The sequence below is a fragment of the Emticicia sp. BO119 genome, assembly GCF_013912375.1.
In the GTDB taxonomy this organism is placed as follows: domain Bacteria; phylum Bacteroidota; class Bacteroidia; order Cytophagales; family Spirosomataceae; genus Emticicia.
The window spans coordinates 229203-247163 of the sequence record NZ_JACETV010000001.1; the positions used below are offsets into that span (position 1 = coordinate 229203).

General features: G+C 34.8%; 9 protein-coding genes. 6 read left to right on the forward strand and 3 right to left on the reverse strand.

From position 1 onward, the window contains the following. Positions 1-311 precede the first annotated feature (311 nt). The 5 genes from H1R81_RS00975 to H1R81_RS00995 are packed head-to-tail and all read left to right on the forward strand — an operon-like array spanning position 312 to position 11258. Entirely contained in the window at positions 312-2789 is a 2478-nt protein-coding gene (locus tag H1R81_RS00975; protein WP_181838801.1) for a hypothetical protein, read from the forward strand. A gap of 34 nt (positions 2790-2823) precedes the next feature. Further along, positions 2824-3990 (forward strand): hypothetical protein, encoded by a 1167-nt coding sequence (locus H1R81_RS00980; RefSeq protein ID WP_181838802.1) that lies wholly within the window; start codon positions 2824-2826, stop codon positions 3988-3990. Next, on the forward strand, positions 3983-9505 hold the full coding sequence (locus H1R81_RS00985) for a hypothetical protein (protein ID WP_181838803.1): 5523 nt from the start codon (positions 3983-3985) through the stop codon (positions 9503-9505). The genes H1R81_RS00980 and H1R81_RS00985 overlap by 8 nt, the downstream gene beginning before the upstream one ends. Next, complete coding sequence (locus H1R81_RS00990) at positions 9502-9948, forward strand: hypothetical protein (protein ID WP_181838804.1); 447 nt, start codon at positions 9502-9504, stop codon at positions 9946-9948. The genes H1R81_RS00985 and H1R81_RS00990 overlap by 4 nt, the downstream gene beginning before the upstream one ends. Before the next feature lie 8 nt (positions 9949-9956). Beyond that, positions 9957-11258, forward strand: coding sequence for a hypothetical protein (locus H1R81_RS00995; protein WP_181838805.1), 1302 nt, complete (start codon positions 9957-9959; stop codon positions 11256-11258). Positions 11259-11312: 54 nt separating this feature from the next. On the opposite strand, the gene H1R81_RS01000 is transcribed toward H1R81_RS00995, so the two are convergent. Continuing rightward, the gene (locus H1R81_RS01000) at positions 11313-13856 is read right to left on the reverse strand and encodes a non-ribosomal peptide synthetase (protein ID WP_181838806.1); all 2544 of its coding nucleotides are present in this window, start codon (positions 13854-13856) and stop codon (positions 11313-11315) included. A gap of 2 nt (positions 13857-13858) precedes the next feature. Continuing rightward, positions 13859-14770: a uroporphyrinogen decarboxylase family protein gene (locus H1R81_RS01005; RefSeq protein ID WP_181838807.1), complete on the reverse strand. Its 912-nt coding sequence runs from the start codon at positions 14768-14770 to the stop codon at positions 13859-13861. Between the two features lie 708 nt (positions 14771-15478). Between H1R81_RS01005 and H1R81_RS01010 the strand changes: the two genes are divergently transcribed. After that, complete coding sequence (locus H1R81_RS01010; protein ID WP_181838808.1) at positions 15479-16042, forward strand: serine acetyltransferase; 564 nt, start codon at positions 15479-15481, stop codon at positions 16040-16042. 31 nt (positions 16043-16073) lie between these two features. On the opposite strand, the gene H1R81_RS01015 is transcribed toward H1R81_RS01010, so the two are convergent. Further along, on the reverse strand, positions 16074-17630 hold the full coding sequence (locus H1R81_RS01015; RefSeq protein WP_181838809.1) for a glycosyl hydrolase family 28-related protein: 1557 nt from the start codon (positions 17628-17630) through the stop codon (positions 16074-16076). Positions 17631-17961 lie beyond the last annotated feature (331 nt).

A 17961-nucleotide genomic window follows, 5' to 3' on the forward strand; every position in this document is an offset into this window, starting at 1 on the left:
AAAAATGTTGTCCTGATTAGCTTTAGTCAGAATAAATCTTAATTTTAATCAGGGGCAAAGCAAATTTTGGTACAATGAAGCAAAATAATTAGCAGGCTTTTTTATAATATCCTTTAAGTTTTTCGTTATTGCTTGTAATTACAGCATTATGAAATAAAACGTATTAAAACTATTCTTTCCATCTCAATAAATTGGCTGACTTTGCTAAAATTCTATATTTTTACGAATCATCGGAAGTTCGCCTCAATTTAAATCAATTGCCTATAGCGGATATTTACGTTTACTAATCAGATTGTCATAACCCCTTTTGTATGAAATATATTCTTCCGCTGATAATTAACAGAAGACGAACTAATTATCTCGATTTAAAGAACAGAATATCACAGGAATGTGAGTCTTTTGTAATAGAACTTCCACAAATGGATAATCCTTTTACAATTCTTTCAATCGATAAAAGCAAATCCATGCAGGCTCTTATCAGCCATGCCAGCGATATTCCAATTCATCATATTCATTTTTCAGTATCTTTCGATGAAACCGATTCTCGATTCATTATAAGATTATCAACATCAGTTGATTCAGTTATAACGAAAGAAGATTCAGAGGAGGAAAACGACTGGAAGAATCCGGTTAAGAATCAGGTAAAAACCCAAAAAAAAGCAACGCAGGAACATAGCACTTTTGTTGCAGGTCAAATAAAATATACCTGCTTCGATAATGCTTCCGAATTTAATATTATTGGGTCATATATAGACCATGTGCCAGAGGAATCAATAGAAAATGATTGGATCAGATGCCAGTTTGTGTTTGAATCCAGCCATAAAGAATATCAGAGTGAATTACACTTTTATTTAGCACACGGCAGTTGTTTCCACCATTTCGGTCTTGACTTTGGCTCTGAGTCTTCACAATTGAAAGTAAGTAGTTATCAGCCAATTGGGCATCATTATCAAAGGAAAACAAAGTCTAAAAACTTGTTTGAAATGGTGAAAGACTTTAAAGGAATGACTGAAAGCAATCATGATTTTATTCAGCATGAACCGAACACCGATTTCATAAAATCCATATTCTTCCTGAAAAAGAAACTTTCTAACTTCAGCCTGAAGGATAAATTTATTCACAATGATGATGAATTGAAGTATCTGGTACAGAAAAATGAACTCAACAGTACACTCACCAGTCAGTTTCACCAGCTTTCAAATCTGAAACTTGCTCATAAACACGGAGAGATTCTTCGGTTTATGGATTTTCAGTCGATTCAGGGTGAAAGAGTGCGTTCCTTGAGTTTAGATGACCTGAAAAACCAGGCTTATTCAACTATTCTCAAATCTTTCATTGAGGCTACCTTACAGAATGTTATAGATGAAGATAGCCGCAATAACTATATACGTTTCACAATTCTGGTTCCGAATATTTATAGTATTCATGAAGTAGCCAACACAAAAGCGGTCATTAACGATATTTTCAACAAGTTGCAACAGACACCCGGTTATGAAGGGCAAATCAGAGCGTGGGAAGTAGTTACTGTTTCAGAGAGTGATGCAGCTTTCCTGGGGTATTTTGACCAGGGAATGCATCATATAAACCCAAATAAATATTATATTATTATCGACTGCGGCAAGGGTACAACAGATTTTTCAATTATTCAGACAAGTAGCAATAATGCCAAAAAAATCAAATCGCTGTATCGGAATGGTTTTGCAGGAGCAGGTAACCTGATAAGCTATGCTTTTTTTGAAGCCATGATAGACTTTGTTATTAAAAATGCAGATAACCCTGCTGAAACCAAAGCATTCTTTCAGGCAATAGAAAAGTCGGAAAAAGCACAGATGAATCTTATTTTTGAAAAGTTAGAATCTTTAAAGTTTCAGTATAGTAATAAATCAAACACAACTCAACGGGTGGTTGAAAACAACTGGAATAATGCTAAAAGTGGTGATACTACGTTAAAGAACTTAGCCAACAGCGAAATCACGGCTACCGTTCATAATCTTGCACTATTGTTAGAAAAAGTTGATGGGTTTTATGACTGGGGTGGCTACATTGAAAATGCTTGTGAAGCTATTACAGCCAATATTATTGAAAATATCAAGGGGGTTATTAATAATATCGACAAAAACATTTCGTGCGATGGTATATTACTTACGGGTAGGGGTTTCTTGTTCAATCCACTGTTAGAAAAACTGAAAGGAAGGCTCACAACCGAACTTGCATTTGCTCCTGATCTGATTAAAATGCCTGATGAAGCGAGCCAGTTAAAGGCCATCTGCTTAGATGGGATATTTACCAATGGATATGTTATACATCCGGAATTAGTTGGTTTTCCGATTCACATTTCTACCAAAAAACAAACTCAGGTCTCAGATGGCAGCAAACCAAAGTTCCCGGCATTTTTTGATTTTATTCTGAGATTGGCTAACATGCAGGATAACTACGACGAGACCAAAAACAGCTATCGTATAGACAAGCTCGATTCATTGAAATTTCTGATTGGTAATACCCTTTATACAGTAGCAGACAATATATTTTATGATAATAAATGGGTTGAGTCAGTAGATCTGATTTTTACAAAAGATGGCTTTTTTGCCCGGAACATCGATAAAGACAACAAGATAATAGGATATTCAAACCTTATTCAGAACTCAGCTATTGATAATGTTACACTACAATATCTGATACCCTCTTTGTTTCCGGCTAAAATTGATACCGATTATATTCAGGCTTTAAAGCAGGAAGTACCGGAGCCCGACGAAGAATTGGCGACACTGATAAGCCTTTTGCCTGATTAATTTTCAGTACTCAAAACCGTAATAGCTTACGCATATGTTAAAAAACATTGTAATAATCATATTGTCTTTTGTTCCATTATTAAGTAAGGCTGAAGTCGACACACTTAAAATTACAAGTGTTGAAACTGATTTTGTACCGAGAACGGCTTTTTTTGAAATACAGTTGAATCCGAATCAGGGCAAACTCCAGAACGGCACCTTGAAGATTTCTACCAAAGATGATAGTATCGGCATTGTATTAAATAGTAAAGTAATGGCTAATGATACTATCTTTATCATGCAGGATTCAAGCCAGAATGCCCTTAATAAAATTTACAGCCTTCTGGGTTGTCAGGAATCTGACTTGCAGCAAAAGTATTATTTAGCAGATCCTCGTTATGGTACTGTTGTTTTCAATCACCTGATTAACAGAGTATTTAATTTGCCAAAACATCAGCTGACACTTGTCATAACCCCTCAATTTTCTGTTACAGAAGTTACCACACTTGAAACTAACCAGCTTGCCTGGATATTGGTCGGGGTATTAGCCGTTAGTGTACTCGTTTTAATCATTTTATATGCTATGGAAAAATCTAAAAAACCTGCCAGCGAAACCAGACTGGTGAAAGAAAAAATCAAACGTTTTAAGGCTGAATTGATAGAAGAAAGACAAAATAAAGAAATAACAGATGCCGAGGTAATAGATATACTTTGCCAACGCTACTACGATCAGATAAGCCTTAGTAAAGACTACACTAAACTAAGTGCTGAATTAGAAAACACCAGGCAGAATTACCAGAATTATATAGCACAAATTGGTACTGAAACTGAAGAGGAGAAACAGTATTTCAGGCTCATTTCAGAAGCATATATCAAACCATTTGTACGTCATTTTAAAGACGATACACCATATCCGGCGGATGAAGAAACCCAACAAAAACTTATTGGAAATCTGATTCCACTGGCTTTCCATTTTATGAGTTTTGTGAAACTCAAAAACAAAGAGGGTATAGAATACGATAAAATGAATATGCAACAATTGTTGAATCCAGCGTTTTTCTCAAGTCTGTTAAAGAAAGTTGATTTTTCTGCCAATGTTACCAATACAGATAATAAGCTGGTATTGCATATTATTGAACTACTAAAACAATACTGTGTATCAGAACTGGAAAAAGTAAATATCAACGGATATATTATCAAAAACGAGAAACCGAATGCCTAAGATAAAATCATTGATATTTTTGCTACTGGGTATCGGACTGGTATTGACATTATATTTTTTTGTTAATCTGTTTTCGCTATTTTTTTTTAGTGTAATTGTTTTTTGCTCACTTTGTTTTTTAGGGGTTATTATTGCTGAAAAAAATATTGATGGAGAAAGTTTTAGGAAAAAATTTCCGAAACTTGAAACAGCTTCACTGAATGTGAAACGACTACAGGCTTATAGGTTTACAACTACTCTGTTGGGCATTAGCTTATTGACAATCATTTATCTGATCTCGGTATTTGTCTTGAAGAAATTTCAACAACCTGATGAAGTAAAGCCTTATTTTAACAATGCCGACCATCATGCCCTTACTAATACTGGTGTAGCATTTAAGCATAATTTAGTGCTTTCAACTAACGAAAAACAGAGTAGTTCAAACGGCTTGTGGAGTAATGAGAGTGGCAAATTCACAGTCAGACAAAATAGCCAGGGGCAGTTTGTTTTTAGTTTCGACAAATACTTAGAGCCAGTTTTTAGCCGAGCTACCAGCGAGGAAGATTTCAGGCCTATAAATGCTGTTTTCCCGACACCAGTCCAAAACAGTTTTGTTATAAGTAATGATAGTATAAGTCTTAATTGCAAAAGTATTGAGACCAAAGATGAGGGTTTCTTATTCAAAAAGAAATTCAGAAAAATCTATCATATCCACATCAGATGTAGCGCAAAGAGTATTTTGAGGCAATTGAATATTCCAGATACCTATGAGGATGAAATTGAAGTAAAAGACCGACCAATTGAAAAGGGCAAAAGCTTTTATTCATTACTGATTGAAAATGATGATTTTGTTTCGCAAAAAGTCCAGTCAAAACAGGTATTGGAGCGTATTCTCCAAACCACCGGAGAATTGTACTTTTTAGCCAGTCCGAATCCAGGAGGTAAGGAGAAAAATATTACTATCTTCCCTACTAATGATTTCTTTAAGAATAGATTCACATTGAATATTGATGGGAGCCGTAATACTCCTGAATTGCAATCGACTACAAGCATTGAGGCTGGAAATAGGTTCTTTGTTGGATTTTACAATTCCCGGAAACAGTATTTTTTCAATGCACTTGATAAAAGCCTCTATCCAAAAAGCTCTAATACGGCCGTTCTGAATTTTGATTTTCCACAATACTTCGTTCTTTCAGCCCAAAAGGATAGAGCTGAAATAGGTACGAAACAAATCCGTTTTTTAGACAATCATTATACTCAGTTGCTGAATTCTTCACTAAAAGAAGGTTTTTTGTTTCATGAAGACCTGCGCAATGCACGCTCGAATGTGTTTTCAGGGACCATGATTTATACCCTGAATCCAACAGGAGTAGAGTTTTCAGGAGAAGTAACAGATAACTTTAAAAATGACCAGCAAAGCGAAATTTTCAGCAAATACTTCTCTCTTCATTCGCAAAATGCTGAGTATGAGTGGCTTTTTCAGATTCGTGATTTTTCAGACAACGGTTTTTCTTTGAATCATAATCTGATTTACCTTTCTGTTTTATTTTTGCTATTTGTTTTTACGCTTTTATTCAATGCTGATTATGGCTTAGAGCGGATTGAAGCAATTATTTATGCGGTAGTCTATGCTTTGCTTACGTATCGTTTTATATTACTCTGGCGTGTAGCCACTTTCCCACCACTCGAAAACATCAATAAATATGAATTAGAGACCACTCTCATCCGTTTCGACTTCTCATTTATTAAATATACGCTCTCTCTGCCACTAACTTTTCTACTTCCGGTAATATTCATTATACTATTGAACATTTACCGTTTTCAGAAAGAAACCATTATCCATTTGGTAGCGAAAGTACAGAATTCGCATCAGAAATACCTTTATTATCACCTCAATGTATTAGGTATTTGTGCCGTTGTATTAATGGTTACAGGCTATGACCTCATCTATCGTATAGGCGGGGTTTTTATTCCTCTCATCGCTTATTTATTTTTTTCGGCAAAAGTTAATCAACTATATCAGCAACAAACTTTTGTTCCCAACCAAACTCGTGCAAAGCTTCTCAATTATCTGCATCAGTTTTATTATTACCTTACTGTAAATAATGAGTTTTATCTGACTGTTGCTACATTAGTCTTCTTTGCCGTTTTTGACAGAGGCTTTGCAGTGCTTTTTCTCCTGTTTTTATTATTGAAAAATGTGTTTACCAATTTCTTACGTAAACCATATACAACCAAAGCTGGAAATCGCTTTGCTATGTTCTGGAGACCTGATAATTATTGGATTTATGGTATTCTTTCGTTTGTCATTTATATTTTGTTTATAGGGTATAAGCCGCTCTTTCATAAAATACTCATTCACAGAGATATTCTGCTCATAATTGTCATTGTATTGGTATTAACTTATGTGTATTTGGCACAGAACAAATATAAAAGCAGATTCCTGATAGGTGGTGTAGTGTTAATAGCTTTACTTTTAATACCATTTACCAAGGTTAGATTAGATGCTTTTGTTGATAACGAATTGAAGAATGTAGTGCATCGTGCATCGCTTATTTATCAACCTGTCGACGAGTTAATCAGTGAAAATGATTATGATTCTTTCAGAGAACACAAAATTGTAGAAACTGCAGAGGGCCAATGGTTTATTAATAATTATCTGAACAAGACACGCAATGAATCAAAACGTATTGATTTCAAGCCCCATTTTAACAGAGGGGTAAACTATTCTACCCAAACAAGAGACGTGGTTGTCCCCCGATATATTATTGCAGAGTTTGGCAACTGGATAATCATCTGGATATTAATTGTGTTGGCCATACCAATGATTTTTTACCTGATAGCCTATCAACTATATCAGAAGGGAAAAAATGGTGAAGTAAATTTTGCTCCGTCTTCTTATAATGGCAGTATTGCCCTGATTTTAGTTTTTACTTTAGGCTTCTTTGTCTGGCTGGCATCTACCAATCGGTTTGTGTTTTTCGGGCAGGATTTTCCATTTCTGAGTCTTACAAGTAAGTTAAGCTTATTATTACCACTTACTTTATTCTTTATTCCGCTGCTCAATCAACCTGTTGAACGAAAAATAAAGATTATTTCACCTACTTTTGATTTTTCGAGAATGGGTATCTTTTTTATTATTATTGCCATTTTCCTTTTATTAAGCGGGCGTTCAAATAATCTACAGGAAACCAACTTTCAGATTTCGTTAAAGAAAACGGAAGAAATGATTAATGACAAACTAAATACACTATTGAATAATATCCAGGATACTGTTAAAATTGATAATCGGGCAGTTTTTAATCAGACGAACAGAATCCCACAGGATTTGTCTAAAATCCTTTCAATTCTGTTAAATTCTAAAGATTATAGCAATTTATACGAACAATCAGATAAATATTCTCAAAGTATTCTGGATATCCTTAAAGAGAATCCTGCTACGGCCTTTAAACAGGATAGCCCTATTTATCTTAGATTTGATGATGACCGTTATCAATCAGTTTATAACAAGCATTTGTATCTTGAATTACCTCCCTATGAAGATCGTATTGTCTGGAAAGGGAATCTGTACCAGGAAAGTCTGGATTCATTGCAATATCCTGTTCTAAGAATCTATAATCAACCGGTAACAGGTAAAGGACTGCCTTATTTTACAGGTTCACAGGGTGGTACTTTAAAAGTGGCAGTTTTACCTGATTCATGGTTTAGCAATACAGCAGAGCCGTTAGTATTGATGAATCTTGAAAATACAGTAAAGCATACTAAGGCAACTATTGATATAGTATCAAGCCGCAATGAAAAAATACTGAATCAGCAGGTAAGTGGGTTTGTAAATAAGCTGAGTTTAGATGAAATTGCCAAAGTAAGTGAAGGTAAAAACCATTTTCTGGTATCGTATGCCAATGATAATAATTATGCCTTTATGGCGAGTTATTGGATAAATGGTAAACAGCGAATGGTGTATCCAATGGCAGATAAACTATTCTGGGTATATCATTATTCCCATGCGCTGAAAACAGCCTATACTGCCGATAGTCTTTTGCTTAATGATGCCACTATAACACTCGATTTTAAGCTGAATAAAGAAGTGGGGGATACCATAGAGAGGGCATTCAGCAACAAGTTTAATAAAACACCGAACTTCAAATTTGCTGTAATGGCGGCAGATGGAGATGGGAAAATACGTCTGATGCAGGATTTTGTAAAAAATCGCACCATGATTGACCCAAACAATGCCTTAGCCATAGACAAAATGAATCAGCGACATTTCTTTTTTAGCAATAATAAGAATGAAAGGGATCAGTGGGGCAATACTAACTTATTGCATCTTGCTTATGGGCCCGGGTCTTCAGTTAAACCCCTGGTCTTTGCCTCTATAGCTTCAAGATTGAATGCAGGTTGGGAGAATCTGATTTTACAGGCTTCAGATCAGTTTGAAATAAAACCCGGCAACGCCAAAGCTTCTGTCGGGCAATATGCCGGATACAAATTACCAGAACGAAAAGGTTGGATAGATGAACATGGCGAGCATTTTGGTAATATTAATGCAGTTGAATATCTTCGGCAGTCGAGTAATTTTTATCATTCTGTGCTGATGTTTTTAGGGTCTTACCCCAGAAGCGATTTTAAATTGAATGAGAAATATCAGATTCAAAATTTACTGTCCCGAAAATTGAACGACCCTGAGAATCAATTTCCTGCCTTAGAAGTAGCAGGAGTACCGTATCGACTAAAATCTCTGAAGGAAAAAGGCTGGCCGAGAAGCTCACGTGATGAAACTACCTATTTTGGTAATGAAAAATCTTTATTGGCCGAAGGATTAGATAAAAACCTGAACTTAATTGTTGAGGATGTTGATAAGACAGATTTCAATATCAAAGACAGAGGTAGAGTAAATTATGCCGATACAATGGTATATCACACACTTTATAAACAGCAATCAGGAGGCTTTTTATGGAGTTTCCCTGAGCAATCATTTTTTATTCAGGCCGAACGTAAACATACGAATAAACTTACCAACTTTTTTAACGGGTTGAAAAATCCGACGCTTGGTGGTACACCCTATAGTATTACACCCCTGAAAATGACAGAGATGTACGGCAAGTTATTTAGCCAGAATAGTGAGTATCAGTTATACCTGACAAAAAGAGAAAAGCAGCAGTCTGCCTGGAAAGTAGATAGCATTACATGGAAAAATGGGTTTAATGATTTCTTACGTGATAATGTCATAAAAGGTATGGAGCAGGTAATGATTAATGGGACTGCTGCGGCTATGTTTAGCGGAAGTAATGTTTATAAAGGCTATTATTTCTACGGAAAAACAGGAACAATTAAAGAAGGTGAACAGAACGACTCCAAACGATTGGCCTTAGTGATTGCAAAAAATAATCTGTTAGAAACGCCACTAAAGAAAAATAAATTCTATACGGTGTATTTTACAGCCAACGAAGCCAATAATCAGGAATGGAGTACTTATCGAATTGTCATCGACCGGATTTTAGCTTCTGAGTCGTTTAAAAATTATATGAAAGAATGAAAAATACTTCAAAAATCTATATTTTTCTTGGGCTTTTAGTTTTAGTGGGTACTATTTTATTCTGGTTTTTCGGACATAAACCAACAGCTTTTGAATCGGTAAAAAATACTGTCACAGAAGAATTATCAGATAGAAATATAGTTAGTATTCAGGTGGATAGTCTGACGAACATCGTTCATCAGGTATATGGAAATGATGCCTCTATTTCGCTATCTGATTCTGAAAATTATGTGGTAAAAATACAGAATCAAGGCAATGAAATCAGTAATTTCTATAATGATAACCCTCGTTTATTAGAAACTCAGGATAAGCGTTTTTCAATTAAACGTACAGGCAACAAGGTAGTCGCCAATTTTAAAATTGAAAGCATTAATCAACAAAAGTATGCTTTTGTACCCACTGATGTCGTTTATAAACTATCTGAAATGGCTTATAATAAATAGTATGTTTTATGACTAAGATCGAACACGCATATTTTATTGACTATCTCAGCTTTTTAGGTAAAAGATACCCGAAACTGGTACTTTCGCCGGAGAAATTAGCTAAGCTAAAGCAATTGAACGATCAGCAGCTTAATCAATATCTTCAGTTATTGTATGAGAAATTTGAGCTCAACGGAGCATATGAGGAAATGAGTTTTCTGAATACTATTAATAGGATAAATGAAACTGTTGAAATAATTGAGGTAGAAGCAGAAGAACTGCCCATTGATGAATCTGATAAGGTAGAAGAAAAAGCTATAACGCAACAGCCCGTTACTATTGCAATAGAGCCAGAACCTACAAAACAGGAAAGCTCTACTGTGATCAAAGAAACGGCTTTGCCCACAAAAACTGTTTTGCCCTATATTCCTGAAAAACCAGTGGTAAATCCAGCACCTGTTAAGTCTGCAGGTAATACCGTTCAGCCCAAGCCTCCTGTAAATAAAGAACAAATAGTTAAAACACGTTATAAATATAATTTCTGGCGCATTGGTCTGGTCGTTTTTTTTGTATTAGCATCGGTTTATACGGTTTACAAATTTATTGCTTATCAGAAATTAGGATTTGTTTATGTGTTAACTGATGAATTATTAGTGAGAACATCGTCTGATAAAAATGGGAAAGTATTGGGTAGCATGAATCTGTTCGGAAAAGCCAAAGGTAGAGATAATAAAGAAGTGCTGACTTTTGCAGAACTGAAACTCTATTCTAACGAAAAGCAAGGCGCATTCTATAAAGTTATTATGAGCGATTTCCCTTTTATAAGTTACCTGTTTAATTTAGATGATATGGGGTATGTATATGCCAAATATGTGACTACAGATAAAAAAGAACAAGAGACTTATCAGAAGATTTTCAGACCAATTAAAAATGATTATTATGAACTAAAAAGCCTGGAATTTTCTTACCGGGCTATTATTGTTAATGCTATTACTACTCAGCCTGCCCTGATGGGGCTTGTTTTAAAAGAATCTTGTGACTCTCCATCAATGAATATACGGAATGCTCCTTTACGAATAGGTCAATATCAGAATAAAGATAAAACTGTTTTTTTTGTATTGGTACAATTATCTGACGGCAACTATTATAGCATTGAAGGAGATGGCTTCTATAATGCATTACCTGCTACTCCTATTTATTTAGGTGATGATCTGCTGAAAATGGAAGGTAAATTTCAACAGAAGGGAGATTCTTTTGTCTGGCAAAGTTGCGATAAAACTATCACTGCCCGCTGCAATAGAGGTGAGTTTGATTATTTTGTGGTTGAATAGGGAGATTATAAGGGGTAAATACAGTAAAGTAAAGAAGTCTGTTTATAAACTAAATTATAAACAGACTTCTTTACTTTTAAGAATATGATCTACTGTAGTAAGCACTACGGCTGCATTGTCTGTATTCAGCATATCTATGTGTTTACCTTTTAAGGCAACGGGTTTTAGCTTTTTAAAATAAGGTTTCCAATGCTCCCCATTTCTGTCAAGCATAGAGTTATCACAGCCAAAATAAAATACAATATTATCAATGTAAGTAGGAGTAAGATTCAGGTGCCATGACCATAGAATTACGCTTCGATAATCTTTTCTGAGTACCTTCTCAAACCAATGAATTATTTTTTTTGAAAAGGTAGAATAATTATAGAGGTAATTAATACTATTGTTTAATACATTTCCTCGCCTGATGAAGTTGAAGGAACGCTCCAGGAAGTTTTCGTTGAGCGGTTTAATTTTGTATTTCTCATTTCCTTCAACAATCCCTAAAAAACTGCAATGATTAAGTGGTATGTTTGATATAATATGATTCATAATTATCGCTCCTGAGCATACACCCAGAAAACCTACATCAGGGCTATTATATGTCGGAATCTGATTAATTATAAATGATGTTACATAGTCTAAATTTCTATTTTCTGGAATAGTATCACTTATTCGCGGATAATTAATTATTCTGACGGTGGCATAGTCTGATAAATTTTTTAAAAATACACGTGTATTCTCTGTGATGCCTAATATTGACGGGAAAACATAAATAATTTGATTCTGGTTTATTTTCTCCTGTATGTTCAGCGTTTTTAAGTAATCGTAAATTTCATGAGGTGTCATAGCACCGTGTATCCAGTCGGTAGTAAGTGCCGTTCCCAGATCAGACTCTAATTGTACCAGAAAATTAACAGCATTTAAAGAGTCTCCACCTGCATCCTTCCATCTCATATTCTCCTCAAATGATTTTTCGTCTAAAAATTTGCACCATGTTCTGCGCAGTGTTGTTAGTAGGAAATCCTCCTTTTTATTTGATGGTTCAAGATTTTCGAATGGTAAGCCTGCATATTTTTCGGCTAATACTTTAAGAGATTTATTATCGTTTTTAAAATTATGTAAAAGAGGTATGTCAGATAGTTGAATACACCTTTGTGGAATCATATAGTCAGGAAGACGCTCAGCCATCCAGTTTTTTAACTTTATTTCAGGTATTCCTTTTTCACTTGTGAAAAATGCAAATAATGAATTGTGCTTATCAGAGGTGTGCAAAACAACTCCACAGCGTTTAACAGAAGGATAATTCATTAGTATCGCTTCAATTTCGCCTAATTCAATTCTATACCCATTTACTTTTACCTGATTGTCTTTCCTTCCAATAAATTCTAATAGGCCATCATGATTAATTCTACCTAAATCTCCTGTTCTATAAGTGCGTAAATCGGTAATTTCGGAGTTTATTGAAAAAGACTCTGCTGTTTGCTTCAGACTTTTCCAGTATCCGATTGAAATATACTGGCTGCGCACGATTATCTCTCCCGTTTCTCCATCAGAAACCTGCCTGTTTTCTTCATTCAATAAAACCATCTCTCTATCTTCTACTGCGTGTCCTAAGGGGATTAATTCCTGATTAATAATAGTAGTATGATTGATAAACCATTGACGGTAAATAGTAGCGATTTCTGTAGCACCAATACCAACATAAAGAAAACTATCTGATGGGAAAAACAATTTATATAAATCGACATCAGTATTATAAAGCCTATCTCCTGCCAGATAAATGAGCCTCACTGATACAAAATCAATTTTATCAGTACTTAATTTTAAGAATGTTCTGAAAATGTTAGGTATTGAATGATAGATTGTAATTTTTTCTTGTCTGATAAATTCAGCTATATTATATAAACCTGTTGTTTTCAGGTTTTTGATTACCAGTGTAGCACCATTCAGTAATGCCCCATATATATCCCTGATTGCACCATTTACACTTGGTGAGTATAGCAGCGTTAACCGGTCGCTTTCATTCAAATGCGTAGAGTTAGTGTATTGCATAATATCATGCAGCAGATTTCTCTGGTTTTGGTAAACACCTTTCGGAGAGCCTGTTGAGCCCGAAGTATAAATAATATAAGCTATATCGTCGGAAGAGGGGTTGAAATCAGAAGCCTTATTCTCGCAGCCAGCCAAATTCTCAATATTAATAATAGTAAGTTCATCTGAAAACACTGGCAAATCACTATTAGTTATCACAGACCTTATTCCTGATTGTTCAATGATGAGTTGATTACGAGCAATTGGCAAGTCAATATCTAAAGGTACATAAGGGCAACCTGCGGCTAAGGCCGCCATCATGGCAACAGGAAAAAATACATCATTAGGTAAAGCAATCCCAATCGGTTCACCCAAGGAATGTGATGCTCTAATAGTATTGGCTATATTGATTACCCAATTATAGGTTTCCTGATAGGTCAGTTGCTTTGATCCGCACTTAATGGCTATTTGTGCAGGATTTCTGCCTACAACATCGCTGAAAATATTGAAAACGGGAATATCGAGCCATGCTTTTTCAAATTTTCTAAAATTAATATCTACCGGGCCTTGAAAATCTAACTGCATTTTTATGATATATTTTTAGAAACTCTCATCCATTCCAAAATACTTTCATCAGGAAAGCCGAGAGGCAGAACACAACCACTCGTAATAATATTACCCCTTGATTTACCGATAATCAATTGTTGAATTTCATCTTCATTTCTACATTGAACCATTTCTGCAAGTGGTAGCCCAACCAGTATCTGCTGTTCATACTTTTTTAGAAAACTCAAAGAGAAGTTTGCGGCTGAGGCATATTCGTAATGAATATAGCAATTAGCCGGGATATTGCCGATAGCAGGAAAAATATTGGTGCCATGAATATGAAAAATATTAAACAGAAGATTTTTACACACATCAAGGCATTGAGCATCAAAGTATTCGCCAAAGATTTTATAGGTATCAGGGCTAAGAATACCATCCTGCATATGTTGTGCAACAAAATAGATTCCATCTGAACCTGCTTTAATCAGTTCTTCGATAATAAACAGGGTATTTCGTGTTAGGTGTTCAAGCCCTTCCAGAACCTCACGCGGATGTTCAATTATATGATTCAGAAATACTGGGAGTCCTGCCATTTGTATCGCTTGCGAAATCGGGCAGAAAACCGTAGAAAGAATGGGTGTATTATCATCCGAATCCTGGCACACAAGCGAACACGCTTTTAGAATCTCCTGAAAAAAAGGTATTTGTTTTTTCGAAAAGTCAGGAAGTGTTAACCAATCTTCTGGCCTTTTTATAATATTTTGAGTAATGACCCTGCGACCAAGTGAGTCTCCATTCCATGTGTCAGCCACGCCATAACACACAGCCTGCCAACTTCCCGCAGGAGTAATTTTGATGAAGTCGCATTTAAATTTTCTTTGAAATTCAAGTGTTTTTGCAGCAAGTGTCTCTCCTTTCTGGTCAGCAACCGGATGATGTTTCCAAAAAGACACGAGCTTTTGAGTCTGATTTTTTTTTAATTCAGGAAAGGGCATTAGCAGTTTATAGTGTGTCGTGTTAGTAAAAAGGAGTTGTAAAGATATTAAAAAAACGAAAATATTGAGATTTTAGATTGAAAATAAGGCAATAATAGAGCAATTTTAACCTTCCATTTTCTTGGCACAAGCAGTTGTTTAAAAAAAAGTTGATAAAATAAATACTTTTATATTCTTAGGTATTTCATTGATATTTTCGATTTTTACCCACGGTATTTTAATTGATAAATGTAATTATATCGTTTGCTAAGATGAAGAAAGTATTAGTTTTGTTTTTAATGATATTTGCTCTTAGAGGATACGAATGCAACAGTGATTCTTGGATGTGAAACAATAAAAGGCTTTAGAAAAGATTGTCAGAAACCTACTTCAATCGCGGGAGACGTCTTTATAATAAAGCAGGAAGGCAATGAAACTTCTATGGCCGTATCATTAACAAATTTAATTGCATGGTATTCAGGAGGAGGTATTGTTTAAAAGATGTTAAATCTACTGGTTTTTTGAGAAACAGGTTTTAGAGCACCTTAAATAAGACTTTTATGTTTTTTATAATAAGAATTGAAGATTTATTAGTAGAACATAGTGGCTATAAAGTGCTTTTAATGACTACCTTAGTATTTGTCTGATATGGTTACGACCGTAATTGAAATTTAAATATAATCTGAAATGACCAGAACAATTGCAGCTGATTTATACCGATATGGTGGATTAAAAGGGATGAAAGGATTTTTGAAAGGTCTTATGATTCCCGGATTCAGATATATGTATCTGCACCGTAAAGCCAGTAAATATAAAAAATACTCAATAAGCGGAATATTCTTTGCACTTCTGCTTAGAAGATATAGCTATAAATATGGATTCCAGATTCCACGTTATACTCAGGTGGGAGAGGGGTTCTATATTGGGCATTTTGGAACAATTGTCGTTAATGGAAGAGCTAAAATCGGACGTAATTGCAATATAGCACACGGTGTAACAATAGGAGAGACTTTCAGAGGCAAATTGAAGGGTTGCCCGACAATAGAAGATAATGTCTGGATTGGAACAGGCTCTGTGGTCGTTGGAGGTATCACAATTGGATCTAACGTATTAATCGCACCAAATACGTATGTTAATGCTGATATACCATGTAATTCGATTGTTATTGGTAATCCATTTAAAATTATATCTAATGAAAATCCCTGTGAAGGATATATTAATTTTACTTCCAATGAGCTGTTTATGGCATGACCTGAAAAACTTTCCTTTCGGCTTTCGTAGTCTATAATTTGGTTACTTTTACAGTATATTTCATAAGCGGGAGGTCAATTTTTTTACCTGAGTTATTCTCAACTTTAATTGTTATTACATTTGTGGCAGAGACATAGCCTTCTACTGAAATATATGCTATTTTTTTTTCTATTGAAACACTTACCTTATCTCCCTCTCTTGCAGCGTTAACATTTATAGTAAAAGTAGCAACTGAATGAGCATCAATTGGGGGTAAATCCTTTGCTGACAATTCAATCAATTCAAGACCTTTTACGTGCTCTGCTCCTTTATATTTGCCTTTACCAGCCAGAAAAGTATTATTCTTAAAGTAATTAGAACCTTTTCCATAAACCATCATTCCTAATTCTTTATCAGCGTCTACATAATTATCCTGTACAATTCCTGATTGTCCTTCATTTCTGATAATAATACCAGCAGCATTGGTAGTACCTTTGTTAATTTTTCTGATTTTATTTTTAGATACTAAATAGTCTTCATTTCTATTCTGAATATTAATGCCGGACGAAAGGCTATTTGTAATTGTATTAGCTCTTATTTGTAGTTTTTTTGTAGAATAAAACATGATAGCTCCTTCTGAATTATTATCAATACCATATCCGTCAATCGTATTATTACTCACCACAATATTCCCGGCATACATAGAAGATGAACCACCACTACCAATTCCCCGACCCGGTGTTTTAACCGTCCCCTTCTTGATAATATTGTTAGAAATGATAATATTCTGAGGTACCATTGATGAATTATTATTGCATTTACTTGCGTTGATGCCATAGGCACAATTAAGAATAGTATTGCCGATAATCTGAATATCCTGTCCGGCATGTGTATCAATACCCTCCCAAAGCGGCACATTGTCAACTACGTTATTTTTGACGGCTATATTCTTAGACGGTAAATCAATATCACATAGTCGTAAACTCATGATTATTCCATAAGCTGTTCCGGCAGACCCCGTAATAATATCTCTGACAGTATTCCGGGTAATTATACCTTTTTCAGAAGAAAGCACTTCTATTCCCGTACTGTTGATGTTACTGATTCGATTACCACTAATCAGAAAGTCTTTACAATACTCTACACAGATCGCACCATGCCCTATCTCTGAAATAGTATTATTAAGAATTCTGATTCTGGTATAGTTATTTGAGGCATTACCCACCACATGAATACTGTATTCGTTCTGAACGAATTTTGATTGCGTAATACCTTCTATTTTTAAACCTGAAATTTCAATGTCCGAGTTTCTACATTTAAGCAATGCAGTATTGGGCGCGGTAAAGTTTTTGATTATCTTAGCATTTTTACTGCCTAATACAGTTATTTTTTTGTCAATTATCAGCTCATCATTTACTATATAAATTCCATCAGGAAAATATACATGAGCATTAACATCAATAGCAGCTTGTATTGCCAACTTATCGTCAGTTTTACCATCTCCTTTCGCACCAAAAGATTTTACACTAACATAGACACTATTTTTCTTGGGCACTTGCCCGAATGCAAGAGTTGCAATGAGCAAAAATAAATACATTACCTTATTCATAATTACGGCTTTATATCAGATTGATATTTTGAGTTAGGTATTTACTTTATCTTGGATCTTGACCCGTAGTGTTTTAAACGAATAAAATCTGACAAAAGTTTTTTTATTGTCGGAGATTCGAAGATAGGAATAATTGAAATATTGACACACGCTAATAAAGGCGGTTAACCTTTCTAAATTAAATGCATGAAAATCAAGAATGAATTAAGTGAAACAATAATTAGTAGAATTTCTTTAACAAAGAAATGAGTTATTGTATTGAACCAAACCCTCAACTTTAAGGCAAGCAATTAATATTAAATTCACAGATAGTCTTATATTGCTGTCTCGT